18 protein-coding genes and 3 pseudogenes are annotated in these 25,134 nt (G+C 63.6%); 14 read left to right on the forward strand and 7 right to left on the reverse strand.

Going from position 1 to position 25,134, the window contains the following annotated elements:
- The first annotated feature begins 113 nt into the window (after positions 1–113).
- From ACFXS9_RS09445 to ACFXS9_RS09475, 7 genes and pseudogenes are all read left to right on the forward strand, one after another.
- The gene (locus tag ACFXS9_RS09445; protein ID WP_392687893.1) at positions 114–1,259 is read left to right on the forward strand and encodes an isobutyryl-CoA dehydrogenase; all 1,146 of its coding nucleotides are present in this window, start codon (positions 114–116) and stop codon (positions 1,257–1,259) included.
- Positions 1,256–2,331: pseudogene (locus ACFXS9_RS09450) on the forward strand (enoyl-CoA hydratase/isomerase family protein). Before ACFXS9_RS09445 ends, ACFXS9_RS09450 begins: the two are co-directional and overlap by 4 nt.
- 32 nt (positions 2,332–2,363) lie before the next feature.
- On the forward strand, positions 2,364–3,251 hold the full coding sequence (gene mmsB / locus ACFXS9_RS09455; RefSeq protein WP_392687896.1) for a 3-hydroxyisobutyrate dehydrogenase: 888 nt from the start codon (positions 2,364–2,366) through the stop codon (positions 3,249–3,251).
- Between the two features lie 10 nt (positions 3,252–3,261).
- Positions 3,262–4,992: an AMP-binding protein gene (locus ACFXS9_RS09460; protein ID WP_392687899.1), complete on the forward strand. Its 1,731-nt coding sequence runs from the start codon at positions 3,262–3,264 to the stop codon at positions 4,990–4,992.
- 3 nt (positions 4,993–4,995) lie between these two features.
- Entirely contained in the window at positions 4,996–5,475 is a 480-nt protein-coding gene (locus ACFXS9_RS09465) for a MaoC family dehydratase (RefSeq protein WP_028346616.1), read from the forward strand.
- A gap of 170 nt (positions 5,476–5,645) precedes the next feature.
- On the forward strand, positions 5,646–6,563 hold the full coding sequence (locus ACFXS9_RS09470; protein WP_392687902.1) for an SDR family NAD(P)-dependent oxidoreductase: 918 nt from the start codon (positions 5,646–5,648) through the stop codon (positions 6,561–6,563).
- A gap of 145 nt (positions 6,564–6,708) precedes the next feature.
- Positions 6,709–7,938, forward strand: coding sequence for an NAD(P)/FAD-dependent oxidoreductase (locus tag ACFXS9_RS09475; RefSeq protein ID WP_392699698.1), 1,230 nt, complete (start codon positions 6,709–6,711; stop codon positions 7,936–7,938).
- 91 nt (positions 7,939–8,029) lie between these two features.
- Here the strand turns inward: ACFXS9_RS09475 and ACFXS9_RS09480 are convergent, their stop codons facing one another.
- The 3 genes and pseudogenes from ACFXS9_RS09480 to ACFXS9_RS09490 form a co-directional block, all read right to left on the reverse strand.
- Positions 8,030–9,112 (reverse strand): D-TA family PLP-dependent enzyme, encoded by a 1,083-nt coding sequence (locus ACFXS9_RS09480; RefSeq protein WP_392687905.1) that lies wholly within the window; start codon positions 9,110–9,112, stop codon positions 8,030–8,032.
- A 99-nt stretch (positions 9,113–9,211) separates the two neighbouring features.
- Positions 9,212–11,026: an ABC-F family ATP-binding cassette domain-containing protein gene (locus ACFXS9_RS09485; RefSeq protein WP_392687908.1), complete on the reverse strand. Its 1,815-nt coding sequence runs from the start codon at positions 11,024–11,026 to the stop codon at positions 9,212–9,214.
- Positions 11,027–11,029: 3 nt separating this feature from the next.
- A pseudogene (locus tag ACFXS9_RS09490) lies at positions 11,030–11,523 on the reverse strand (YaiI/YqxD family protein).
- Positions 11,524–11,674: 151 nt separating this feature from the next.
- Between ACFXS9_RS09490 and ACFXS9_RS09495 the strand changes: the two are divergent.
- Positions 11,675–12,469, forward strand: a complete 795-nt coding sequence (locus ACFXS9_RS09495; protein ID WP_392687911.1) for a hypothetical protein — start codon at positions 11,675–11,677, stop codon at positions 12,467–12,469.
- A 197-nt stretch (positions 12,470–12,666) separates the two neighbouring features.
- On the opposite strand, the gene ACFXS9_RS09500 is transcribed toward ACFXS9_RS09495, so the two are convergent.
- Positions 12,667–15,042: a xanthine dehydrogenase family protein molybdopterin-binding subunit gene (locus tag ACFXS9_RS09500; RefSeq protein WP_392687914.1), complete on the reverse strand. Its 2,376-nt coding sequence runs from the start codon at positions 15,040–15,042 to the stop codon at positions 12,667–12,669.
- 219 nt (positions 15,043–15,261) lie between these two features.
- On the opposite strand from ACFXS9_RS09500, the gene ACFXS9_RS09505 reads away from it, so the two are divergent.
- A complete protein-coding gene (locus tag ACFXS9_RS09505) occupies positions 15,262–16,305 on the forward strand; it encodes a Ppx/GppA phosphatase family protein (protein ID WP_392687917.1) in 1,044 nt (347 codons plus the stop codon).
- Between the two features lie 88 nt (positions 16,306–16,393).
- Here ACFXS9_RS09505 and phaP read toward each other — a convergent pair whose 3' ends face one another.
- Positions 16,394–17,023 carry a TIGR01841 family phasin gene (gene phaP / locus ACFXS9_RS09510; protein ID WP_392687920.1) on the reverse strand — a complete coding sequence of 210 codons (630 nt, stop codon included), beginning with the start codon at positions 17,021–17,023 and terminating at the stop codon, positions 16,394–16,396.
- A gap of 450 nt (positions 17,024–17,473) precedes the next feature.
- On the opposite strand from phaP, the gene ACFXS9_RS09515 reads away from it, so the two are divergent.
- On the forward strand, positions 17,474–18,157 hold the full coding sequence (locus tag ACFXS9_RS09515; RefSeq protein WP_392687923.1) for an RlmE family RNA methyltransferase: 684 nt from the start codon (positions 17,474–17,476) through the stop codon (positions 18,155–18,157).
- 228 nt (positions 18,158–18,385) lie between these two features.
- Positions 18,386–19,204 (forward strand): Crp/Fnr family transcriptional regulator, encoded by an 819-nt coding sequence (locus tag ACFXS9_RS09520; RefSeq protein WP_392699700.1) that lies wholly within the window; start codon positions 18,386–18,388, stop codon positions 19,202–19,204.
- A 370-nt stretch (positions 19,205–19,574) separates the two neighbouring features.
- Here the strand turns inward: ACFXS9_RS09520 and ACFXS9_RS09525 are convergent, their stop codons facing one another.
- Both ACFXS9_RS09525 and ACFXS9_RS09530 read right to left on the reverse strand, forming a co-directional pair.
- Entirely contained in the window at positions 19,575–20,042 is a 468-nt protein-coding gene (locus ACFXS9_RS09525) for a phasin family protein (RefSeq protein WP_392687926.1), read from the reverse strand.
- Between the two features lie 277 nt (positions 20,043–20,319).
- Positions 20,320–21,797 (reverse strand): annotated as a pseudogene (locus tag ACFXS9_RS09530) (DHA2 family efflux MFS transporter permease subunit).
- A 138-nt stretch (positions 21,798–21,935) separates the two neighbouring features.
- Between ACFXS9_RS09530 and ACFXS9_RS09535 the strand changes: the two are divergent.
- The 3 genes from ACFXS9_RS09535 (at position 21,936) to ACFXS9_RS09545 (ending at position 25,035) form a co-directional block, all read left to right on the forward strand.
- Positions 21,936–22,184 (forward strand): hypothetical protein, encoded by a 249-nt coding sequence (locus ACFXS9_RS09535; RefSeq protein ID WP_028346604.1) that lies wholly within the window; start codon positions 21,936–21,938, stop codon positions 22,182–22,184.
- 223 nt (positions 22,185–22,407) lie between these two features.
- Positions 22,408–23,898 carry an IMP dehydrogenase gene (gene guaB / locus ACFXS9_RS09540; RefSeq protein ID WP_392687930.1) on the forward strand — a complete coding sequence of 497 codons (1,491 nt, stop codon included), beginning with the start codon at positions 22,408–22,410 and terminating at the stop codon, positions 23,896–23,898.
- A 111-nt stretch (positions 23,899–24,009) separates the two neighbouring features.
- On the forward strand, positions 24,010–25,035 hold the full coding sequence (locus tag ACFXS9_RS09545) for an NADP-dependent oxidoreductase (protein ID WP_392687933.1): 1,026 nt from the start codon (positions 24,010–24,012) through the stop codon (positions 25,033–25,035).
- Positions 25,036–25,134 lie beyond the last annotated feature (99 nt).

Below are 25,134 nucleotides of genomic sequence, written 5' to 3' on the forward strand. Positions count from 1 at the left end.
TAGCCCAGCCGTCATTGCGAGCGCAGCGAAGCAATCCATCTTGCCGCGAAAGGAAGAATGGATTGCTTCGTCGCTTCGCTCCTCGCAATGACGACAAGAATGAGCAAGTCGGAATGCAGTTCGCTCTCAATGAGGATCAGATCGCGGTTCGCGACATGGCGCGCGAATTCGCCGCGGAGAAGATCGCGCCGCATGCGCTGCGCTGGGACGAGGAGAAGCATTTTCCTGTCGACGTGATGCGCGAGGCCGCAGGCCTCGGCATGGGCGGCATCTACATCAAGGACGACGTCGGCGGCTCCGCGATGACCCGTTTCGACGCCGCCCTGATCTTCGAGGCGCTGGCGACCGGCTGCCCGACGGTGTCGGCCTTCATCTCGATCCACAACATGGCGTCCTGGATGATCGATGCCTATGGCAATGACAGCCAGCGGCAAACGTGGTTGCCAAAGCTCTGCACCATGGAGCTGCTGGCAAGCTATTGCCTGACCGAACCGGGCTCCGGCTCGGATGCCGCGGCACTCCGCACCCGTGCGGTGCGTGACGGCGATCATTACGTGCTCAACGGCCAGAAACAGTTCATCTCGGGCGCTGGTGGCGGCGATCTCTACGTCGTGATGGTGCGGACCGGCGGCGACGGGCCCGGCGGCATCTCGACGCTCGTCATTCCGGCCGAAACGCCCGGTGTCTCGTTCGGCGCCAACGAGCGCAAGATGGGCTGGAACGCGCAGCCCACGCGCGCGGTGATGTTTGAGAACGCCCGCGTGCCGGTCGAGAACCGGCTGGGCGAGGAGGGCATCGGCTTCAAGATCGCGATGGCCGGGCTCGACGGCGGCCGCCTCAATATCGCGGCGTGCTCGCTCGGCGGCGCGCAGAGCGCGCTCGACAAGTCGCTCGCCTACATGAAGGAGCGAAAAGCCTTCGGCAAACGTCTCGATGAATTCCAGGCGCTGCAGTTCCGCCTCGCCGACATGGCGACCGAGCTGGAAGCGGCGCGGACCTTTGTCTGGCGTGCGGCCGCCGCGCTCGACCGCAAGGATCCCGACGCCACCATGCTGTGCGCGATGGCCAAGCGGTTCGGCACCGATGTCGGCTTCGAGGTCGCCAACCAGGCGCTGCAACTGCATGGCGGCTACGGCTATTTGAGCGAATACGGCATCGAAAAAATCGTGCGCGACCTGCGCGTGCACCAGATCCTGGAAGGCACCAACGAAATCATGCGGCTGATCGTGTCGCGCAAGCTGATCGAGGGCGCGCGATGACGGATATGGCCATTGCAGACGGCGACCTCGTCGCGCGCAAGGAAGGCTCAGTCGGCATTCTCCGATTGAACCGGCCGAAGGCGATCAATGCCGTGACGCTGGAGATGTTCCACGACATCGACAAGGCGCTCGATGCCTTCGAGGCGGATACTGATATTGCGGTGATCGTTCTGGAAGGTGCCGGCGAGCGCGGGCTGTGCGCCGGCGGCGACATCCGCGCGCTGTGGGAAAGCTCCAAAGTCAAGGGCGATCTCGGCAAGATCCTGTGGCGCGACGAATACATCCTCAACGCCCGCATCAAGAAGTTCCCAAAGCCCTACGTCGCCTTCATGGACGGCATCGTGATGGGCGGCGGCGTCGGACTGTCGGCGCACTCGAGCCATCGCGTCGTCACCGAGAAGACGAAACTCGCGATGCCAGAGGTCGGCCTCGGCTTCTTCCCTGACGTCGGCGGCACCTGGCTGTTGTCGCATTCGCCGGGCGAGATCGGCACGTATTTTGGATTGACCGGGCAGACCATGAACGGTCCAGATGCCATCCATGCAAGATTTGCCGATGCGGTGGTGCCGTCGGCAAAACTGCCGGCCTTGCGCGAGGCATTGACGAAGGTTCAATCCGGCACGACATCGGCTGACATTAGGAAGCTGATCGACGGCTTCTCGACTGGAGAAACGGCCGGGCCGGTTGCCGTGCAGCAGGCGAAGATCGATGCGTTGTTCTCCCACGACCGCATGGAAGACATCATCGCGGCGCTGCAGCGCGATGGTTCTGATTTTGCGCAGGCGACGCTGAAGACGCTGAACGAAAAGTCGCCGCGCGGCATGGTGGTGACGCTCAAGCTGCTGCGGCTGGCGCGCAGCGCGCGCGCTCGCTGGAGGAATGCCTGGTGCGGGAATATCGTGCCGCGCTGGAAGTGTTCGCGAGCGACGATTTTCGCGAGGGCGTGCGCGCCGCCGTCATCGACAAGGACCGCAATCCGAAATGGTCGCCGCCGAGAATCGAGGACGTGACGCCGGAAATGGTCGCGTCTTATTTCGCCGAGATCGGCGCTGACGAACTCAGATTTCCCTGATCAGAACGAGAAAGTTTAGCGGAGGATTCGAGATGGCAAATATCGCATTCATTGGCCTCGGCAATATGGGCGGCCCGATGGCGGCCAATCTGGTCAAGGCCGGTCACAAGGTGACCGCGTTCGATCTGGTCGAAGCCTCGCGCGATCAGGCCAAGGCCGACGGCGCCGCGATCGCCGTGAGTTCGGTCGCTTCCGTCAAGGGCGCTGATGTGGTCATCACCATGCTGCCGGCGGGCAAGCATGTGCTAACGGTCTGGAACGAAGTCATTCCGGTGATGACCAAGGGCACGCTGATTATCGATTGCTCGACCATCGACGTCGAAAGCGCCAAGCAGGCGCATGCGCTCGCGGCCAAGCACGGCATGCTATCGGTCGATGCGCCCGTCTCGGGCGGCACCGGCGGCGCCAAGGGCGCGACGCTGACCTTCATGTGCGGCGGCGAGGAAAGGGCGTTTGCTGCGGCGAAACCGGTGTTGGAGAACATGGGCAAGAAGATCGTCCATTGCGGCGGCGCCGGCGCAGGGCAGGCGGCCAAGATCTGCAATAACATGATCCTGGGGATTTCGATGATTGGGGTGGGTGAAGCCTTTGCGCTCGCCGAAAAGCTGGGCCTGTCGCATCAGGCGCTGTTCGATGTCGCCTCGACCTCATCGGGGCAATGCTGGGCGCTGACGTCCTATTGCCCGGTGCCCGGCCCGGTGCCGACTTCGCCCGCTAACAACGATTATAAGCCGGGATTTGCGTCGGCCCTGATGGTGAAGGATCTGACACTGGCGCAGGATGCGGCCAAGGCTGCGGGCGCGGCGACGCCGCTCGGCAAGCACGCGCAGGAGATCTACAAGGCTTTTGATGCCGCCGGCCATGGCGGGGTGGATTTTTCCGGGATTATCCAGCACGTTGAGAGTCTCGCTGCGAAATAACGGAGACCTGATGACGACCTTCCAGGAAGCGCGCGCCTTTCTGCTCAAGCACCGCACCGATTACGATGCGGCCGTGAAGGGATTTCGCTGGCCGGACCCCGTTCCATTCAACTGGGCGCTCGACTGGTTCGACGCGGAACTCGCGCGCAATCCTGACAGCCGGGATCGCCCGGCGCTCTGGATCGTCGATCCCGGCGACAAGGAAACAAAGCTGACGTTCGCGACGCTGTCGCGCCGCTCCAATCAGGTCGCAAACTTCCTGCGGGCGCAGGGGCTGAGGCGCGGCGATCATTTGTTGTTGCTGCTCGGCAATGTCGTGCCGCTGTGGGAGACCATGCTGGCGGCGATGAAGCTCGGTGTGGTCGTGATCCCCGCGACCACGCTGCTCACCCCGGACGAACTGCGCGATCGGCTCGAGCGGGGCAGGGCGCGGGCGGTGGTTGCCTCGCAGGATCAGGTCGCGAAATTTGCGGGCCTCGGCGGCGACGGACTGGTGCGCATCGTGGTCGGCGCGACATCGAACCACGATGGCTGGCTGCCTTTCGAACAGGCCGCCATTGCCTCCGACGACTTTGCGCCTGACGGCCCGACCAATGCCGACGATCCGATGCTGCTTTATTTCACCTCGGGCACCACGGCGAAACCAAAGCTGGTGCGGCACAGCCAGCGCAGCTATCCGGTCGGCCACCTCTCGACGATGTTCTGGCTCGGCCTGCAGCCGGGCGATGTCCATCTCAACATCTCTTCGCCGGGCTGGGCCAAGCATGCCTGGAGTTGCTTCTTCGCGCCGTGGAATGCCGGCGCCACCGTGTTCGTGGTCAACCAGCCGCGCTTCGACGCCAAAGCCCTGCTCACTACGATCGGCCGCTGCGGCGTCACTACGCTGTGCGCGCCGCCGACCGTGTGGCGGCTGTTCATTCAGGAGAAGCTCGCGGATTTCAAGGTAAGCCTCCGTGAGGTCTGCGGCGCCGGCGAACCGCTCAATCCCGAAGTGATCGACCAGGTGAAGGCGGCGTGGGGTCTCACCATCCGCGACGGCTATGGCCAGACGGAGACCGCGGCGCTCGCCGGCAACTCGCCGGGCCAGAAGGTGAAGGTCGGCTCGATGGGCCGTCCGTTGCCGGGGTACCGGGTGCGGATCACCGACAGTGACGGCCACGACACCAAGGAGGGCGAGGTGACGCTGGTGCTCGGCGCCGACCGTCCCGCAGGCCTGATGCAGGGCTATCAGGGCGAGGACGGCAAATTGAGCGGCGCGGACGGCGATCTTTACCGTTCAGGCGACGTGGTGTTTGCCGACGACGAGGGCTATCTCACCTTTGTCGGCCGCTCCGACGACGTCTTCAAATCTTCCGATTACCGCATCAGTCCATTCGAGCTGGAGAGTGTGCTGCTGGAGCATGAATGGGTAGCTGAAGCTGCCGTTGTCCCAAGTCCCGATCCGATCCGGCTCGCGATCCCCAAGGCCTATGTGCTGCTGGTATCGGGTGTAGAGCGCTCGCCGGAGACGGCGCTGTCGATCTTCAGGCATCTGCACACCCGGCTCGCGCCGTTCAAGCGCATCCGCAAGGTCGAGCTGGTGACGGAACTGCCGAAGACGATTTCCGGAAAGATCCGCCGCGTCCAGTTGCGCCGGCTCGAACATGATAATAATCGCAGCGATGCGCTGCGCGGAGCGGAGTTCCGCGAAGAAGAATTCCCGGAGCTGCAGAAAGTGCGGACCGCCGGGTTGGAGAGCTAATCAATGAATGAAGTCTGGAAGAAGCCGCCGGTCTCGTTTGAGGCCTATCAGGCCATGGTCGGCAAGGAGATCGGCGTGTCGTCGTGGCACCTGATCGACCAGAGCCGGATCAACCTCTATGCCGACGTGATCGAGGACCATCAGTTCATTCATGTCGACCCGGAACGGGCAAAGAAGGAAACCGCGTTCGGCAATACCATCGCGCATGGCTTTCTCACCATGTCCTTGATGAGCATCATGTCCTATGAGGTGATGCCGGTCATCGAAGGCACGGCGATGGGCGTGAACTACGGTTTCGACAAGCTGCGCTTCCTTTCGCCGGTCCGTGCCGGCTCGCGGGTCCGCGGCCGCTTCACGCTTGTTGAAGCCAAGCTGCGCAAGCCGAAGGAATTGCAGTCGCGCACCAACGTTACCGTCGAGATCGAGGGCGAGGACAAGCCGGCGTTGGTCGCCGATTGGATCGGGCTGATCTATTTCAACTAGGTTTTGCCCGTCATGGCCGGGCAAAACCGCGAAGCGCGTCTTCAAACCAGTTGACCCGGCAATCCATCGCTGCTCAAAAACCTTCAATTTGATGGATGCCCGGGTCACCCCCGATCAAGTCGGGGGCAGGCCCCGGGCATGACGGGCAGGAACAATCGGGATCAATACTCATGGCAATCAGGTTTGACGGACGCGTCGCAATCGTCACGGGCGCGGGCAATGGTCTGGGACGGGCGCATGCGCTGGGGCTGGCGAGCCGCGGCGCCAAGGTGGTGGTCAACGATTTCGGCGGCGCGCGGGACGGCACCGGCGGCTCGCTGACGCCGGCCGAATCCGTGGTCGAGGAAATCCGTAAAGCCGGCGGCACGGCGATGGCCGACGGCGCCGACGTCTCGAAGTTCGGACAAGTCACCGCGATGGTCGAGCGAGCCACGAAGGAGTGGGGCAGTGTCGATCTGCTCTGCGCCAACGCCGGCATTCTCCGCGACAAGTCGTTTGGAAAAATGGATGTCGCCGACTTTGCCAAGGTGCTCGATGTCCATCTCGTCGGCACGTTTTACTGCTGCAAGGCGGTGTGGGAAGGCATGCGCGACCGCAATTACGGCCGCATCGTGCTGACCACCTCGTCGTCGGGCCTGTTCGGCAATTTCGGCCAGGCCAATTACGGCGCGGCGAAAGCCGGCATGGTCGGCCTGATGAACGTGCTGGCCGAGGAGGGCCGCAAGAATAATATCCGCGTCAACACGATCTCGCCGACCGCGGCCACCCGAATGACGGAAGAGCTGCTGCCGCCGCAGGCGCTGGCGCTGATGAAACCCGAAGCGATCACGCCCGCGGTGGAATATCTGCTCAGCGAGGACGCGCCGACCCGCACCATCATGGGCGCGGGCGCGGGTTCGTTTGCAGTGATCAAGATCATCGAGACCGAAGGCGTCAACTTAGCCCAGTCCGACTGGACGCCCGACGCCATCGCGGCGCATTTTGCCGAGATCGACGATGTGTCGAACGCGAAGGCGCTGCAGGGCGCATTCGAGCAGACGCAGAAGTACGTCGCCCAGGCCGCGGCGAGGGCGGGGATTAAGCTGTAGCTCACCGTCCCTCCGCCGTCATGGCCGGGCTTGACCCGGCTATCCACGTCTTTGTTGCCGCATCAAGATCAAGACGTGGATGCCCGGGACAGGCCCGGGCATGACGACTGTTATTGTGGCAGCCAATCTGGCCTACACTCTCGCTATGTCTTCGCACTCCAAAAGCGCCGCCGTCATCGGCGCCGGCCCCGCCGGGCTGATGGCCGCCGAAGTGCTGGCGCAAGGCGGCGCCAGCGTCACCGTCTATGACGCCATGCCGTCGGCGGGGCGCAAATTCCTGATGGCTGGGCGAGGCGGACTCAACCTCACGCACAGCGAAGCGCTGCCGCAATTCCTTGCTCGCTATCGTGAGGCGATGCCGCACCTGAAAACCGCCATCGAAGCGTTTCCGCCGCAGGCTTTACGCGACTGGAGCGAGGCACTGGGGCAGGAGACTTTTGTCGGCTCAAGCGGCCGGGTGTTTCCGAAAGCCTTCAAGGCCTCTCCATTGCTGCGGGCATGGCTGCGGCGGCTGGACTCGATGGGCGTCAAATTGGTGCTACGCCATCGCTGGGTCGGCTGGGATGAGCAGGGCCGCCTGCGGTTTGAAGCGCATGATGGCGCACACGTCGTCGATCCCTGCGCAACCGTGCTGGCGCTCGGCGGCGCGAGCTGGCCGCGGCTTGGTTCAGACGGCACGTGGACGGAAGCGCTCGCCGCGGTGGGCGTGAAGATATCGCCGCTGCGGCCGGCAAATTCCGGCTTCACCGTCGCCTGGTCGGAAATCTTCCGCGACCGTTTTGAGGGTCAACCGCTCAAGGGCGTGGCGTTGACCTTTGCAGCGCATACTCAGCGTGGCGAGGCCATCGTCACCCGTACCGGCATCGAGGGCGGCGCGATCTATGCGCTTTCGGCTGAGCTGCGCGAGGCCATTGCGATTTCAGGGCAGGCGACCCTGCGCATCGCGCTGCGGCCTGATCTTGAGCAAAGAGAGCTGATCGCGCGGCTGTCGGGACCAAGGGGCAAGCAATCCCTGTCCAACTTCCTGCGCAAGGCCGTGGGTTTGTCACCGGTTGCGATCGGCTTGCTGCAGGAAGCCGCCAAGGCATCCGGCGCTTCGCTGGCGTCGATGTCGCCGGCCGATCTCGCTCACCTCATCAACGCCGTCCCGATCGAACTCGACGGCATCGCGCCGATCGCGCGCGCGATCTCGACAGCGGGCGGAATAGCGTTCGACGAACTCGACGGCGAATTCATGCTCAAGCGCTTGCCCGGCGTTTTTGCCGCTGGCGAGATGCTCGATTGGGAAGCGCCGACGGGAGGGTATCTCTTGCAGGCGTCGTTCGCCACCGGCGTAGCGGCGGGCCGGGGTGCGCTGAGGTGGCTTAATTCGTAGGGTGGGTAGAGCGAAGCGAAACCCATCACTTCGCAGCCCGGCGAGTCCCGATGGGTTTCGCTGCGCTCTACCCATCCTACGGACTACGAATTCACCGCAACTTCCCTCTTGCCGCGACCGGCAGCGTGCCGATGATATCGTCGCCGCGCACCATCACTACTTCGTCCATCATGTTGACGACGACGCAGACATGGTTGGGTACGATACGCACGACGTCGCCGACATTCGGCCGCGTGTTGCTGCGGGCCAGGTCAAGAAAGCCGTGCTCTTCCGCAAAGCGCGCGATCTTCGCCTCGGGGTGCTCCAGGATCAGCCCGTAGCCGTCGAGGCCGCCGCCGGGATCCGATGTCAGCGTCTTCGAGCCGGCGTCCAGAATGCCGCGGTCCGGTCCGGCGCGGCTCACGACTGTGGAATAGATGTTCAGCGCGCAATCGTCCCATTCGGCGACGCCGGCCGCGACCTGCATGCGGTCGTTGTAGATATAGGTGCCGGGCCGGTGCTCGGTCGCGCCCTTCAGCTTGCCGAGATTTTTCAGATTGGGCGAGCCGCCGGTCGAAACCATCGTCGCATCGAGCCCGTGCGCGCGGACGCCCGCCAGCGCCTCGTCGAAAAACTTTTGTGCTTCCACCCAGCCGGTCTCGGTCGGGTACAGCATGAAGCCCGCAAATTGCAGGCCCTTCGAGCCAGCGATCTCGCGCGCGAGCGCAATCGCTTCGGCCGGCGTTTCGACACCGGCGCGCTTGCGCCCCGTATCGCACTCGACCACGACCGACAGCGGTCTGCCCGAAGCTGCGGCGGCCTGCGGTAGGCCGGCGATCACGGTCGAATTGTCGGCGGCGACCGTCATGTTGGCCTTGGCCTGCAGCGCCGCGAGGCGGGCCATCTTTTCCTCGCCGATCAAATTGTAGCTGATCAGGATGTCGTCGATCCCGGCCTCCGCCATCACTTCGGCCTCGCCGAGCTTCTGGCAAGTGATGCCCTTGGCACCGGCTGCGATCTGCATCTGTGCGAGCAGCGGGCTCTTGTGGGTCTTGATATGCGGCCGGTTGGCGACGCCGGCGGTATCGCAGGCCACCTGGATGCGGGCGATGTTGCGCTCGACGCGGTCCATGTCGATGACCGCGCAGGGCGTGCCGTATTCGCGGGCGATTTTTGCGGCGAGGGGCGTTGTCATGCTCTTCTCTCTGTCTCGATCTGTAGGATGGGTAGAGCGCAGCGAAACCCATCAATCCCGTCGACGCATCATGATGGGTATCGCTGCGCTCCACCCATCCTACGCTTGCTCAATTTCTTCCCGCAAAACTTCCAGCTCCAGCCACCGGTCTTCGGCGGCGGCCAGCTCTTCCTGCGCTTTTGCAATCGCCGATGACGCCGCGTCGAATTTCTTGCGATCCTTGGCGTAGAGGTCGGGATCGTCAAGCAGCTTCTGCTGCTTTGCGATCTCGGCCTGCAATTTCGCGATCGTTTTCGGCAGGGTTTCCAGCGCGTGCTTTTCGTTGAAGTTCAGCCGGCGTTTTGGCGCGGCGGAAGGGGCGTTAGCTCTGGTCTCCTTCTTTTCCTCAATCGGCGCCGGTCCATTGACTGATTCCCGCGACAAATCCTCGCCGCGCTGGGCCAGCATGTCGGTGTAGCCGCCGGCATACTCGATCCAGCGGCCATTGCCTTCCGGCACGATCACCGACGTCACCACGCGATCGAGGAAATCGCGGTCGTGGCTGATCAGGATCACGGTACCCTCGTAATCGCCGAGCATCTCCTCGAGCACGTCGAGCGTTTCGAGATCGAGGTCGTTGGTCGGCTCGTCCAGTACCAAGAGGTTCGACGGCTTTGCCAGCGCTCGCGCCAGCATCAGCCGGCCGCGCTCGCCGCCGGAAAGCACCTCCAGCGAAGTGCGCATCTGTTCTTGCGCGAAGAGAAAGTCCTTCATGTAGCTGACCACGTGCTTCGGCTTGCCGCCGACCATGACATGGTCGCCGCGGCCGCCGGTCAGCGCTTCCGCCAGCGTCGATTTCGGATCGAGGCTTTCGCGGTGCTGGTCCAGCGTCGCCATTTCGAGATTGGCGCCGAGCCGGATCGTGCCGCTATCAGACGGATCGTTGCCGATCAAAAGATGAACCAGCGTGGTCTTGCCGGCGCCATTCGGGCCGACGATTCCGATGCGGTCACCGCGCTGGATTCGAGTTGAGAAGCCATCGACGATCTTGCGGTCGCCATAGGCCTTGGCGATGTTCTTAGCCTCGATGACCAGCCGGCCAGATTTTTCAGCTTCGGCGGCCGCGAGGTTGGCATTGCCGGCAGCGCCACGATAATTGCGCCGCTGGTCGCGCAGCGCGTACAGGTTACCGAGCCGCTTGACGTTGCGCTTGCGGCGGCCGGAGACGCCATAGCGCAGCCAGTGTTCCTCGTTGACGATCTTGCGGTCGACCTTGTGCTGCTCGCGCTCTTCTTCCGCCAGCACCTCGTCGCGCCAGCCTTCGAATGCGGAGAAGCCGCGGTCGATCTGCCGGATCTGGCCGCGGTCGAGCCAGGCGGTCGAGCGCGACAGGTTGGAAAGGAAACGGCGATCGTGACTGATGAGGACGAGCGCGCAGCGGCGGCTTTCCAGTTCGCGTTCGAGCCATTCGATGGTGGGAAGGTCGAGATGGTTGGTCGGCTCGTCCAGCAGCAGGATATCGGGCGAGGGCGCCAGCACGCGCGCCAGCGCCGCGCGGCGGGCTTCGCCGCCGGAAATGTGCGCAGGGTCCTCGTTACCGGAGAGGCCGAGCTGTTCGACCAGATAGCGCGCCTGGTAGTGATCGTCGCCGGGGCCGAGGCCTGCCTCGACATAGGCCAGCGTCGTCTTGTGGTCGCCGAAATCAGGCTCTTGCGGCAGGTAGCGGATGGTAGCGCCGGGCTGCACGAAGCGGCTGCCGCTGTCGGGCTCGACCAGGCCGGCGGCGATCTTTAGCAGCGTCGATTTGCCGGAGCCGTTGCGCCCGATCAGGCAGACGCGCTCGCCCGACGACACCGACAATTCCACGCCCGACAACAGCGGCGTGCCGCCAAACGTCAGCCTTATATCTTTCAACTGGATCAGCGGCGGCGCCATCGTTCAACCCTGGTTCGGCGCAGGCTGCTGCGCCCGCTGGCGCTGGATGCGGCGGATGGTCTGGTCGAGCGCCGACAGAAACGTCGAGCGGTCGCGCGGTGCAAGGACTTTGGACCGCCGGTCACTTCGCCGGATGAGCGGAGATCGGTCATCAGATTGCGCACCGCAAGCGTCATGCCGATCGATGCCTCTGTAAACGGCTTGCCGTTCGGCGCGATCACCTCGGCGCCGGCCTTCACGCAGCGGCTGGCGAGCGGGATATCCGATGTGATGACGATATCGCCGCGGCCGGCGCGCTCCGCGATCCAGTCGTCGGCGGCGTCCATGTCGGAACCGGCAGCGATGCGCTCGATCAGCGGATCCTGCGGCACGCGGATGAAATTACCCGCAACGACGCTGACCGGCAGGCCGTGGCGGATCGCGACGCGATAGATCTCGTCCTTCACCGGGCAGGCGTCGGCATCAACATAGATGCGGGTTTGGTTCACGTCAGGCATATCGGTTCGACAGCGGTTCTTTTGCCCGCGCGTGGTAACCTATTCGATGCCGGAATGCGAGGGAAACGGGGGCCGGGAACACGCTTGCCACCGCACATTCTTTGCGTACCATAACCGGCGGAAAAACAACCAAAAACAACAGGAAACCGGCATGCCCATCGAGCCGTATCGCGTAAAGGCCTACAACTCCGCCAAACAATCCGAAAACAAGATGCATGACGACACCGTGGCGAAGCGGTTCGGGTTCTCGGGTGGGCTGGTCCCCGGCGTCGACGTGATGGCCTACATGATGCATCAGCCAGTGACGAAATGGGGCCGCGCATTTCTGGAACGCGGATTGATCGAGGCGCGTTTCGTCAAGCCGGTTTATGACGGCGAACTCGCGGAGCTGACGGCAGAAGAAAGCAACGGTGTGCTGTCGATCGAGGTGCAGAGCCGCGGCCAGCTTTGCGCCGCCGGCACCGCGTCGTTGCCGGTCTCCGCGCCGGCTGTTTCGCTCGCAGACTACCAGGAAGTCGCGGCGATGGCGGAACGCAAGCCGGTTAACGCATCTTCCTATGAGGTCGGCAAATGGCTCGGCACCATCCCGCGCGACTGGGCAGGCGAAGCGGCCGCGGGATATCTCGCCGACATCAGGGAAACCGATCCGATCTACGCCAGGGAAGGCCTAGGTCATCCCGGCCTGCTGCAGCGGGTGATGAATCGCGTGCTGGTCGACAATGCCATCCTGGGCCCGTGGATTCATGTCGGCAGCCGCATGCAACTGCTGTCAGCGGCGAAGGCTGGCGACGTCATCACCGCGCGTGCGAAGGTGGTCGGCAATTACGACAAGAAGGGCCATCGTTTCGTCGAGCTCGACGCGCTGGTCGTCGGCAACGGCAACACGCCGCTGGCGCATTGCCACCACATCGCGATCTACCAGCCGCGCGAGCAGGCGGCGGCGTAGTGGGGTACGGCGGCGCGCCGCGATCTCATCTGTCATTCCCCGCCACCGGGTCTCGCCTTTGGCGAGCCCGATGACAGGCTCCGGCGGGGAATCCAGTACGCCGCGGCCTCACGGTTCGATCGCTACCGTCTCTGGAATACTGGATCGCCCGCCTTCGCGGGCGATGACAGTTGTAGATGTGATGGGCTGTGCGGGCCCTACGCCGCTGCCTTCGCCTTCGCATCCTGAATCGCCCGCCACACCCGTTCCGGCGTCAGCGGCATGTCGATATGGGTGATGCCGTAATCCGACAGCGCGTCGACCACCGCGTTGACGATGCAGACGAGGCTGCCGGCGCAGCCGGCTTCGCCGCAGCCCTTGGTGCCCAGCGGATTGGATTTCGCCGGTGAGGGGTGGTCGCCGATCTCCATCGGCGGAATGTCCTCGGCCCGCGGCAGCGCGTAATCCATGAATGAGCCGGTGATCGGCTGGCCGCTGGCATCGTAGCTGACCTGCTCCATCAGCGCCTGCCCGATGCCCTGCGCGACGCCGCCATGCAACTGGCCGGCGACGATCATTGGATTGACCACGGTGCCGAAATCATTGACGGCGAAATAGCGCACGATTTGCACCACGCCGGTTTCGGGATCGATTTCCACCTCCGCGACATGACAGCCGTTGGGGAAGGTGGACGGCGTGTCCTTGGTGGCATGGTCGACGTCGAGCGACAGCGGCACGCCTTCGGGCATCTTGCCCTCGCACAGGCGCTTCGCCAAATCCATGATGCCGATCGAGCGGTCGGTGCCGGCGATGGTGAAGCGGCCATTGGAAAATTCGATGTCGCCTTCGGATGCCTCCATCAGATGCGCGGCCGCCTGCTTGCCCTTTGCGATCACCAGCGCGGAGGCTTCCACGATCGCCTGGCCGGTCGCCGTGATCGAGCGCGAGCCGCCGGTGCCGTTGCCGAAGCGGACGAGATCGCTGTCGTTCTGCTCGATGGTGATCTTCTCGAAGGGGACGCCGAGCTGTGCCGACAGCACCTGGGCGAACGGCGTGGCGTGGCCCTGGCCGTAATCGAGCGTGCCTGTGGTCAGCTTCACTGAACCGTCCGGCTCGAAGGTGATCTTGCCGAGTTCGCCGCTCGGCGGCGCGGTGACTTCCAGATACGACCCAACGGCGATGCCGCGCAGCCTGCCGTTCTTCTTGCTCTCCTTCTTGCGCTTGGCAAAATTGGCGTGGTCGGAAATCTCCAGCGCCTTGTTGAAGACGCCTGCAAAGTCGCCGCTGTCATAGGTGACGCCAGAAGCTGCCGCGAACGGCAATTGCGACGGCTTGATGAAGTTGCGCTTGCGCAGCGTCAGCCGGTTGATGCCCATCTCGTCGGCGGCGCGGTCGATCAGCCGCTCCATGTAGTAGTTCGCCTCGGGCCGGCCGGCGCCGCGATAGGCGCCCATCAGCGTGGTGTTGGTCAAAACCGTCTTGATGTCGACGCCAAGCAGCGGCGTGCGGTAGACGCTGGCGAGGTTCTTGCCGGTGTTGAGCGACAGCGGCCCCGGCGCGACGCCGGTGATATAGGCGCCGAGATTGCCGTAGCCCGAGAGCCGCACCGCGAGAAACTTGCCGTCGGTATCGAGCGCCAGTTCGGCGTGGATGAGCTGCGCGCGGCCGTGGCTGTCTGAGAGAAAGCTGGTCGAGCGCTCGTCGGTCCATTTTACCGGACGGCCCAGCGCCTTCGCCGCGTGCAGGATGCAGGTGTATTCGGGATAGCTCACGTTCTTCATGCCGAAGGAGCCGCCGACATTGGCGGTGAGGATACGGACCTTGTCGTTCGGCACATTGAGGATTTTTGCAAGCGTCACCTTGTTGCCGGAGACGCCTTGCGTCGGCACCTGCAGCGTGAAGCGCTCGGCCGCCTTGTCGTAGGCTGCCAGCGCCACGCGCGGCTCCATCGACACCACGGCGACGCGGGTGTTGACGATGTCGAGCCTGGTTACATGGGCGGCGGCAGCGAACGCGGCGTCGATCTTGGCAGCATCGCCATAGTGATAGTCGAGCGCGACGTTGTTCGGGATGTGATCGTAAAGCTGCGGCGCGCCGGGCTTTGCGGCTTCCGCCGCATCGGTCACGGCGGGCAGCGGCTCGATGTCGAGCTCTATGGCCTCCGCCGCATCGCGCGCTTGCGCCAGCGTTTCCGCGACCACGAAGGCCACGGGGTCGCCGACGAAGCGCACCTTGTCGGTCGCCAGCGCCGGGCGGTTGGTCTGCAACAGCGGCGAGCCATCCCGGCTCTTCAACGGCAGGCCGCAGGTGAAGGGGCCGTAGCCCGCGGCCTCGAGGTCCTTGCCGGTCCAGACGCCGAGCACCCCCGGCATCGCCTTGGCGGCGGCCGTGCCGATCCCCTTGATGATTCCGTGGGCATGGCTGGAGCGCACCATCCAGCAATAGGCCTGGCCGGGCAGGGTGAAATCGTCGGTGTATTTGCCCCTGCCGCGCACCAGCGTGTCGTCTTCCTTGCGGCGCACCGGCTGCCCCACACCGTATTTTTGCAGTGCGATAGCGTTGTCCAGAGAGGAGGCCGACGTTTGATCTTGCATCGAAAACACCTGAAATACTTGGGATTCTCTTGGATTTCTTGTTGGTTTCTTGGTTCCGCGAGTTCCCGCTGAGATAACGCACCGCGTCATGCACGACAACGGCTGATTGGGCATAGTCCTATGTGATGGGTTGTTGCGTAGCCCCTTGGCGCTGCTAAAGTTTCCGTGAACGGTAATTTTCTTCGGCGGCCCGACGGGGCCTGCGGAAAGACAGTTTTGATGAACCACGATGCGCGGCTGCGCGAAGCCCTTGAGGCCCGCGCCAGCCCGTCAGGGTCGGTTGCGGCGGCCACGGCAAACGGTGTCTATGCCGCGCTGGACCTTGGCACCAACAATTGCCGGCTTTTGATCGCCAGCCCGGCCGGGGACGGTTTTCGCGTGGTGGATTCGTTTTCACGGATCATCCGGCTTGGCGAGGGCATTTCCGCAACCGGTTCCATCAGCGAAGCGGCGATCGAGCGCGCCATCGCGGCGCTCAGCATCTGCAGCGACAAGATCCGCTACCGCAGGGCCAAGCGCCTGCGGCTGATCGCAACCGAGGCCTGCCGAGCCGCCGCCAATGCCGACAGCTTTCGCGCCCGCGTCGCGAGCGAGACCGGCATCCGGCTCGAGGTGATCGATCGCGAGACCGAAGCAACCCTGGCCGTGATCGGCTGCTCGCCGCTGCTCGACGCCAAGGGGCGGGGCGCGATCCTGTTCGACATCGGCGGCGGCTCGACCGAGCTGGTGCGGATCGAGCGCGATCCGGAAGAGCAGAACGCGGTGCCGCGCATCAAGGCGTGGATGTCAGTCCCGCTCGGCGTCGTCACGCTGGCCGAGCATTTCGGCGGACGCGACGTCACGGCGGAATCCTATGCCCGGATGGTGCGCGAAGTCGCGCACTATGTGGCGCCGTTTGCGGCCGCGCACGGCAACGATTTGCGCGACATGCATATGCTGGGCACCTCGGGCACCGTGACGACGCTTGCCGGCATCCATCTCAATCTGGCGCGCTACGACCGCCGGCGCATCGATGGCATCTGGATGAACGGTTCCGACGTCACGGCGGTGATCCAGCGGCTGCTCGGCATGAGCTATCAGGAGCGGGCCAACAATAATTGCATCAGCGTCGAGCGTGCCGACCTGGTGCTGGCCGGTTGCGCCATTCTCGACGCCATCCGCGACGCCTTCCCATTGCCTCGGCTCCGCGTCGCCGACCGCGGCCTGCGCGAGGGCATGCTGGTGGAGATGATGCGCGAGGATGGCGCGCTGCGGCCGTGCTGATATGTGAGGTCCCGGGCTATGCCCGCAAACTGGAAGAGCGGCTGAAAGCCAGCCGCTCTTCCCTCAAAGCTGAGCAACAGGGCCCGCACTAGGCGGCATGCCGTACCTCTTCCATATTTTGCTTAATCTGCTTTCCGGCATCGTCGGCCAATTTGAGCGACATGTCGGCGATCCGACGGCTGCTCTCCAGAACGGATCCCACGGTCTCACGTACCAGGTCCGTCTGAACGGCTGCAACCTCCTGAGGAGTTCGGCAGGCCCACAATTCATTCATGCGGTCCATGCTCGTCTCGACCTGATGCCGAACCAACTGCAGGTATTCCTGCGAAATGCCACCCATCACCTTGGCAGCAGTCGTGCCGGTGTAAAGGATGGTTTGCGCGTTGCGGGCCGATCGTTCGGTTGCCTGTTGCACTCCGCCTCCTGACAGACCGAGCGTGCGGCCAAGTTGCTCCGTGGACCGCCCCATGACGGTCGTCGCCATATCCAGGCCGAAGCGCCAGGTGTTCTGTAACGTCTCGGCGTTTTGCTGGAATAGGGTGGCACTGGCCCGGGCCACTTGCTCGCCGGCTTCGGCCGCGGCTTGTCCGGCGCGCGTTGTCTGCTCGACTGCAGCTTGTCCGAACCGGCTGGCCTGTTCAGCAGTCCTCTCGCCGGCGCGGCGGGCAGCGTCTTCCATGCCTTGGGTAGACTTTTCCTCTTGGCGTGGGTTTGCCATCTGACTTCTCCGCTGATTGCAGGTTGATGACTCCCCCAGCTCCGACCCGAGCAACGCAATCGCTGTGCGACCGTTCCACGCCTTCCAATCTTTTCCGCTCTTCTCGTTTAGGTCGCAACGACTGCTTAGGAGCGTCGGCAACATGTCGCGGTTATGCCGCAGACTGGCTGTTCGCCCGCCGCAATTCGGATCGCTACGCACGGCACGAGGCTCAGCGAATGTCCACTGCCCACCGATCAGCCGCTTCATCGACTGCGATGGTGAGCGGCTGCATTACCTCGAACGGGGTGACCCGGCAGCTCGGAGCGTCGTGCTGTTCCATGGCAACGGGGGCTGGCGTTAGGGTGGTGGGTCCGGCGGCTCATCATACTCGCTTCAATGCGCATCCACTTCCGTGCTACTGATTCCAGGCTCCGGGTCCGGGCTGGCATTTTCAAGACAAGTATCGATATGGCGAAAGACACCACCGGACGGTTGCACGTCACGGTCAAGAGCGCGGGCAAGCGCAAGCTGTCGTCAAAGCTCTGGCTGGAGCGGCAGCTCAACGATCCCTACGTGGCGAAGGCCAAGCGGGAGGGCTATCGCTCGCGGGCGGCCTACAAGCTGATCGAAATCGACGACAAGTATCGGTTTCTCAAGCCCGGCAACGCCGTGGTCGATCTCGGCGCTGCCCCCGGCGGCTGGAGCCAGATCGCGGCCAAGCGCGTCGGCGCGATCAATGGCAGGGGCAAAGTGGTCGCGATCGATCTGCTGGAAATGCCGGAAATTCCCGGCGTCGATTTCGCGCAGCTCGACTTTCTGGCCGAGGACGCACCCGAAAAGCTGATCGCAATGATGGGCGGGCGCGCCGATGTTGTGATGTCCGACATGGCGGCCAACACCACCGGCCACCGCAAGACCGATCAGCTCCGCATCATCGGCCTCGTCGAGACGGCCGCGGCCTTTGCCGCCGAGGTGCTCAATCCCGGCGGGACGTTCCTGGCAAAAGTCTTTCAAAGCGGCGCTGATGCCGAACTGGTCGGCCAACTGAAGCGCGACTTTTCCAGCGTACGTCACGTCAAGCCGGCCTCGAGCCGGCAGGACTCCTCGGAGCGCTACGTGCTGGCGATGGGGTTTCGAGGGCACCGCAACTAGCTAGACTAGCCTGAGCGCAACCTGGACGGCGCGAGGACTGGACGGCGTCTTCAACGGTTGCAGTCTTGGGGCCGGCTCACGTGTCGAATCCCTGGAACTTTTTCCCGTAGCGGCGTATTTCAGTATTTCAGTACTCAGGCGCGGTCTGTTTATCGCATGCAGCCCCAACGCCACCGGGAATTTTCTGCAAGCGAGCCGCGCCTCCGTCTGGGAAGGAGTATTCCCGTGATGGAGCAGAGCGCCAGAGTTGGCAATCGATTGTTAGCTGCGTTGCCGCCGGCAGATCTCGATTTGCTTGTGCGTCATTTCCGACTGGTTACCCTCGAACGTGACGCCGTGCTGGCGCGATCGGGCGATCCAATAGAACGGATTCATTTCCCGCTTAGCGGCCTGATCGCTTTCGTGATGGATATGCCGAGCGGACAAACCGTTGCGACCGCCGTCGTTGGCAATGAAGGAGCCGTGGGCGTCCTGACGACGCTGGGGCCTTCCCGCTCTCCGATGACGGCTGTGGTGCGGATGGCGGGGACCGCGCTGCAGATTTCGCCGGCACAGTTTCAGGCGGCGGTTGAACGCAGCAGCGCCTTGAGGGGAACGGTTCAAACCCACACCAGGGCGCTAATGGCCCAATTCCAACACGTCGCTGCCTGCAATGCGCTGCACTCTGTGACGGCCCGCCTGGCAAGATGGCTGCTGCAACTCCACGATCGTGCCGACGGGGACATCCTGCCGGTGACGCAAGAGACGCTTTCGGAATTGCTCGGTGTGCGCCGCCCGACGGTGACGCATGTCGTATGCAAGCTGCGCGCCTCGGGTGGAATCCGATCCAATCGGCGAAGCTCGATTGAGATTGACAGGCCGGGGCTCGAAGCGGCGGCATGCGAGTGCTACCAGCTCATGCGCCGCCGAATCGATCGCATCACGCTGACGGAGGAGATGAAATCGCCGCCTCCTGCGGCCGAGGCTTCCCTGTTTGCCGACGCGAACGAAGTGCGGCAGCGCGCACCGATACGGGGAACGACTAGCCAACGGCCAAGGGGTCATTGACCGGACGCAAGGCCTCGATGAGCCTATGCCGATTACACGGCGAACGCGGACCCGAGCATGCGCCATTTTTCTTCAGGCTCGTGAATCCAGGCCTCCCGGGCAAACCATTCGTGATTAGACTGGCACATCAAACAAAAGGTGCGCGCGAAAAACACTGGGCTGCATCGAAAGCTCTCCCGGTCTGCCTTCATGCCTGTCGAGATAGCTTGTCCCGTGCGGGGGCATTTGATCATGACCACGCCCATCCTGCTCCTCCACTACTGAATTTTTGTGCCGGCATGTTGCTTCGCCACCGGCTGGAATGCGCCCTTCTCACAGGGGAGCGCTTGTTCCAGCCGATTGCCGCGTGCTGCAAAGGTTCGACTAAGAACTAGGCCGCCTTCTGCAGCGCGCCGGCAAGGCTTTTCTTGATCGGGTCAGCCGTCTCGGTCGCGACCCTGCGCGTAAGCTGCCAAAGCTCCCGGCTCTGCGCAGCCGTGGCTTCGAAGTTCTTGCAGCTCTGTGCCGCCGACAGTTGCAGGATTTCCGAGGGCGTCTTCATGCCCAAGAGATGACTGAAAAAATCGAAGGCGGCGCTGGTATTGGCTGCGGAGAACTCGATGACTTTGGCGGCATAGTCCGCAACGCCTTTTGCGTTGGCCGAACTGGCTTCGCGAAGAGCGTCGTTGATCGCTCCCGAGGCGATCTTCATCTTCTCGATGGTTTCCTTGGCCCGGATCGTGTTCTGCTCGGAGAGCACATCAAACAGGCCCGGCATCGCAAACGGCATGCCAGGGCGCTTCTGGTCGGCACCGGGTTTCGTATCGACATTCGCTTCGTTCGTATTGACTTCACTCACAGGTGTTCATCCTTTCAAGCGAAACAGAGATCAAACAGCAGTCCAGACTTCATCCGGAGCGGGCGCGCGTGATGCACCACCGAGATCGAGTAGGATCTCCCTCAATCATAATCGGCGCTGAGATGGTGAGCCGCCCGCTGACCGCTATATGGACGACCGGCGGCGAAGCTTCCGTTCGCTTTCTGACCCTCACGTCGGATTCTTTTTACGGCGCAGGATGTTCGGAGCGGTGCGGAACGGGAGAATCCGGCATTTGGGCGTGAAGATGCGCCGCGAGTTACCCGAGCCGCTGATCCCGCGCGTCCTCGGTGCCTTCGCTGGCGGCCTTCTTGGTCGCTGCTTTTTCCGCACCCTTGCGGCTGGAGATCTCGACGACCTTGCGCCCTGAAATCTCGTGGCCGGCGTCGTCAGGCATCTGCCAGAAGAAGTATGCCGACGCCGCCGAGATGATCGCAACCACGAGGAAGGCGGGCGGGAATACGCCGGCACTCAGCTCCGCGACATGCTGGTACAGCATGGTCGATTCGACCGAGAACGCGCCCACGGCGACGCCTGCCGATATCGCCAATTGTTGGTTGACGCTGACGAGCGTGGTGGCTCGGCTCATCTGCGCCGGCTCGACCTCGGCATAGGCGACGGTGTTGATCGCGGTGAACTGCAGCGAGCGGAAGAAGCCGCCGACCACCAGGATGATGAAGATAAGCAACAGCGGCGTCGTCACCGTGAACAATGCGCAGGCCGCGAGAAAGACTGCGCTGATGACGGCGTTGACCGTCATCATGTAGCGGAAGCCGAAGGCGCGGATGATGCGTGCGGCCAGCGTCTTCATCCACATGGCGCCGACGGCCGAGGCAAACGTCACCAGGCCGGACTGGAACGGCGTCAGCCCAAAACCTTCCTGCATCAATAGCGGCAGCAGGAACGGCAGCGCGCCGATGCCGAGCCGGAACAGGAAGCCGCCGATAATGCTGGCGCGCATGGTGGACAGGCGCAGCAGCGAGAAATCCAGCACCGGCGAGCCGGTTCGTTTCGCGTGCATGACATAGAGCGTCATCGAGATGGTGCCGACCGCGACGAGGCCCGCGATAATCGGCCAGGGCAACAAATTGAGACCCGCGACCGAAAGGCCGAAGGCGATGCCGGCTAGCCCAATCCCGGCCAGCACCAGCCCATAGAGATCGAAGCGCTCGGGATCCTCGCTCTTTATCGGGTCGATGTACTTCATCGCCATGAAGATGCCGAGCAGCCCGATCGGGATGTTGATCAGAAAGATCCAGTGCCAGGAGAAGTAGGTGGTAATGAAGCCGCCGAGCGGGGGCCGATCACCGGCCCGATCAGCGCCGGCACCGTCACCCACGTCATCGCATTGACCAGCGCGCTCTTGTCGATTGAGCGCAACAGCACCAGCCGCCCGACCGGCGTCATCATCGCCCCGCCCATGCCCTGCAGGATGCGGGCAATGACGAAATGGGTGATGTTCTGCGACAGCGCGCACCCGATCGACCCGATCATGAACACTCCAATGGCGATCGAGAACACCATGCGCGCACCGAAGCGATCGGCGGTCCAGCCGCTGGCCGGAATGAACACCGCGAGCGAGAGCAAATAGGACGTGATCGCCAGCTTCAGCGTCAGCGGGCTGGTGCCGATGTCAGCCGCGATCGCCGGCAGCGAGGTCGCAATCACCGTCGAGTCCATGTTCTCCATGAACAGCGCGGTGGCGACGATCAGCGGGATCAGGCGTTGCTTGTCCATCGGGATCGGGGAAGTGGAGAGAGAGGCAGGCGAGGGCGCTGTATCATTCCGCCGCCACACAAGCCATTGCGGAACCGAGCAAACCACCTAAATCCTGCGTGACGCTGGTATGCACCGCGCCAGCCGCTGGAGGTCATCATGATCTACGTTCTCGCCGCGCTGTTGCCGCCGCTCGGACTGCTCCTGAACGGGCAGCCGTTTTCGGCGATCTTCAACCTGGTCCTGATCGTGTTTTGCCTGGTTTTCGGGCTGATCTTCCACGTCCTGCTCTTGGTGCCGTCGGCGCATGCGCTGATCGCGGTTCACATGAAGCGGGAGGACCGCCGGCACCGCGAGGTGGTGGAGGCGATCCGCCAGCATGGGCCGCCGCCGGGCTATCGGCCGTAAGGCCTTCCCGTAAACTCCTCCCGCTAAACCCTTGGGATTGCGGTGTTTCCCGAAAAGTCTGTGCATAGCCGCCAAATGCTTTGATTCGGCGTGCTGCCATGCTATCGACCACCGTCAACCCCACCGATGGGCTTCGATTCGACGGCGATGCCGGTAGCATCGCCGAAGGCGGCGTTCATCCATAGAACTGATCGCGGCGGCGAGCCGCCGAAAGGAGTTGGCAATGGCGCAGGGACTTCAGGGTATCCGTGAAGCCTTCACGTTCGACGATGTGCTTCTGAAGCCCGGTCTCTCGGATATCTTGCCCTCGGAGGCCGATATCCGCTCCTACGTGACCCGCGCAATTCCGCTGAACATTCCGATTATCGCGTCGGCGATGGACACGGTCACCGAAGCGCGCATGGCGATCGCGATGGCGCAATCCGGCGGCGTCGGCGTCATCCACCGCAACTTCGATCCGGAGGGGCAGGCCGCCCAGGTGCGGCAGGTCAAGAAGTATGAATCCGGAATGGTGGTCAATCCGCTGACCATCGGTCCCGATGCGATGCTGTCGGACGCGCTGGCGCTGATGAAGGACCACGGCTTTTCCGGCATTCCCGTCGTCACCGGCGCCGGCAAGAATTCGCCCGGCAAGCTGATCGGTATTCTCACCAACCGCGACGTCCGCTTTGCGACCAATCCCAAGCAAAAAGTCTCGGAGCTGATGACGCATGAGAACCTCGTCACGGTTCGCGAGGACGTCAGCCAGGACGAGGCGAAGCGGATGCTGCACACGCACCGCATCGAGAAACTGCTCGTTGTCGACGACCAGTACCGCTGCGTCGGGCTGATCACCGTCAAGGACATGGAAAAGGCGGTTGCGCATCCGCTCGCCTGCAAGGACGAGCATGGCCGCCTGCGTGTCGCGGCCGCGACCACCGTCGGCGAGGGTGGCTTTGAGCGCACCGAGCGGCTGATCGATGCCGGCGTCGACCTGATCGTGGTCGATACCGCACACGGCCATTCTTCGCGGGTGCTCGACGCGGTCAACCGCATCAAGCGGCTTTCCAACGCGGTGCAGGTGATTGCCGGCAATATCGCAACGAAAGAGGGCGCGCAGGCGCTGATCGACGCGGGCGCTGACGCGATCAAGGTCGGCATCGGCCCGGGCTCGATCTGCACCACGCGCATCGTCGCCGGCGTCGGCGTGCCGCAGCTCACCGCGATCATGGATGCGGTGGAAGCGGCGAAGAAGGCCGATGTGCCCGTGATTGCCGATGGCGGCATCAAATATTCCGGCGATCTGGCCAAAGCACTCGCCGCGGGTGCCGACATCGCCATGGTCGGCTCGTTGCTCGCCGGCACCGACGAGACGCCCGGCGAAGTGTTTCTGTGGCAGGGCCGCTCCTACAAGGCCTATCGCGGCATGGGGTCGGTCGGCGCAATGGCGCGCGGCTCGGCCGACCGCTATTTCCAGCAGGACATCAAGGACACGCTCAAGCTCGTGCCCGAGGGCATCGAGGGCCAGGTGCCGTATAAGGGCCCGGTCGCCAACGTCATGCACCAGCTCGCCGGCGGCCTGCGTGCCGCCATGGGCTATGTCGGCGCCCGCAACCTCGCCGAATTCCACGAAAAGGCGCAGTTCGTCCGCATCACCGGCGCGGGCCTGCGCGAAAGCCACGTCCACGATGTGACGATCACGCGGGAAAGCCCGAATTATCCGGGCGGGGCGTAGCTGCCCTCCGTCATTGCGAGCGCAGCGAAACAATCCATTTCACAGCTTGCGGAGCTGTGGATTGCTTCGCTACGCTCGCAATGACGAAGAACAAAAACCGGAGGAACATCCATGTCCGCATCAGGCAAACGCATCGTTCTCGCCTCGCGCCCCGTCGGCGAACCAAAACCCTCCGACTTCCGCCTCGAGGATTGCCCCATCCCCACGCCGGGCGCTGGCGAGGTGCTCCTTCGCACCATCTGGCTGTCGCTCGATCCCTACATGCGCGGGCGCATGAGCGACGGGCCGTCCTACGCCCAGCCGGTGCCGATCGGCGGCGTGATGGAAGCAGGCACCGTCAGCGAAGTGATCGCCTCGAACAATCCCGGATTCGCCAAGGGCGACATCGTGCTGTCGCGCGCCGGCTGGCAGACGCATGCGATCTCCGACGGCAAGGGCCTTGCAAAAATCGATCCGAAAATCGCGCCGATCTCAACCGCGGTCGGGGTGCTCGGCATGCCCGGCATGACCGCCTATACGGGCCTGCTCGACATCGGCAAGCCGCAGGCGGGCGAGACCGTCGTCGTCGCGGCTGCTTCCGGCGCGGTCGGCTCGGCGGTCGGCCAGATCGCGAAGATCAAGGGCGCACGCGCGGTCGGCATCGCCGGCGGGAAAGACAAATGCGCTTACGTCAAGAATGAACTCGGCTTCGACGATTGCCTCGACCATCGCGACCCTGATCTGGCGGCCAAGCTGAAGGATGCCTGCCCAAAAGGCATCGACGTCTATTTCGAAAACGTCGGCGGCGCGGTGTTCGAAGCGGTGTTCCCGCTGCTCAATGCGTTTGCGCGCATTCCGGTCTGCGGCCTGATCGCGCATTACAACGATACGCAGGCGGTGGCGCCGAAATGGGCGCCTTCGCTGATGCGCGCGGTATTGACCAAGCGCCTGACCATCCGCGGTTTCATCGTCAGCGATTTCGCTGCGCGCCATGGCGACTTCCTGCGCGACATGTCGGGGTGGGTGCGCGAGGGCAAGGTCAAGCACAAGGAATTCGTCACAGAAGGGCTCGAGAGCGCGCCGGCCGCGTTCATGGGCCTTCTGAAGGGCGCCAATTTCGGCAAGCAGCTCGTGCGCGTCGGGCCGGATAAGGGTTGAAACCAGCCCGAGTTGTGGGAACCCTCCGGAACAAGCTCACGCCTACTTGAGGCGGGCGGCGGAACGTCCCTTCGCAACTGTCGTTGGCCCTGACATCTG

This window comes from Bradyrhizobium sp. RDI18 (genome assembly GCF_043203335.1).
GTDB classification, from domain to species: Bacteria; Pseudomonadota; Alphaproteobacteria; order Rhizobiales; family Xanthobacteraceae; genus Bradyrhizobium; species Bradyrhizobium retamae.

Coding starts and splice junctions, on each gene's coding strand:
- mmsB (WP_392687896.1), top strand. CDS start 2,364: ATGGCAAATATCGCATTCATTGGCCTCGGCAATATGGGCGGCCCGATG.
- ACFXS9_RS09465 (WP_028346616.1), top strand. CDS start 4,996: ATGAATGAAGTCTGGAAGAAGCCGCCGGTCTCGTTTGAGGCCTATCAG.
- ACFXS9_RS09515 (WP_392687923.1), top strand. CDS start 17,474: ATGGCGAAAGACACCACCGGACGGTTGCACGTCACGGTCAAGAGCGCG.
- ACFXS9_RS09445 (WP_392687893.1), top strand. CDS start 114: ATGCAGTTCGCTCTCAATGAGGATCAGATCGCGGTTCGCGACATGGCG.
- ACFXS9_RS09545 (WP_392687933.1), top strand. CDS start 24,010: ATGTCCGCATCAGGCAAACGCATCGTTCTCGCCTCGCGCCCCGTCGGC.
- ACFXS9_RS09475 (WP_392699698.1), top strand. CDS start 6,709: ATGTCTTCGCACTCCAAAAGCGCCGCCGTCATCGGCGCCGGCCCCGCC.
- ACFXS9_RS09500 (WP_392687914.1), bottom strand. CDS start 15,042: ATGCAAGATCAAACGTCGGCCTCCTCTCTGGACAACGCTATCGCACTG.
- ACFXS9_RS09505 (WP_392687917.1), top strand. CDS start 15,262: ATGAACCACGATGCGCGGCTGCGCGAAGCCCTTGAGGCCCGCGCCAGC.
- ACFXS9_RS09520 (WP_392699700.1), top strand. CDS start 18,386: ATGGAGCAGAGCGCCAGAGTTGGCAATCGATTGTTAGCTGCGTTGCCG.
- ACFXS9_RS09535 (WP_028346604.1), top strand. CDS start 21,936: ATGATCTACGTTCTCGCCGCGCTGTTGCCGCCGCTCGGACTGCTCCTG.
- ACFXS9_RS09495 (WP_392687911.1), top strand. CDS start 11,675: ATGCCCATCGAGCCGTATCGCGTAAAGGCCTACAACTCCGCCAAACAA.
- ACFXS9_RS09480 (WP_392687905.1), bottom strand. CDS start 9,112: ATGACAACGCCCCTCGCCGCAAAAATCGCCCGCGAATACGGCACGCCC.
- ACFXS9_RS09460 (WP_392687899.1), top strand. CDS start 3,262: ATGACGACCTTCCAGGAAGCGCGCGCCTTTCTGCTCAAGCACCGCACC.
- ACFXS9_RS09485 (WP_392687908.1), bottom strand. CDS start 11,026: ATGGCGCCGCCGCTGATCCAGTTGAAAGATATAAGGCTGACGTTTGGC.
- ACFXS9_RS09470 (WP_392687902.1), top strand. CDS start 5,646: ATGGCAATCAGGTTTGACGGACGCGTCGCAATCGTCACGGGCGCGGGC.
- phaP (WP_392687920.1), bottom strand. CDS start 17,023: ATGGCAAACCCACGCCAAGAGGAAAAGTCTACCCAAGGCATGGAAGAC.
- guaB (WP_392687930.1), top strand. CDS start 22,408: ATGGCGCAGGGACTTCAGGGTATCCGTGAAGCCTTCACGTTCGACGAT.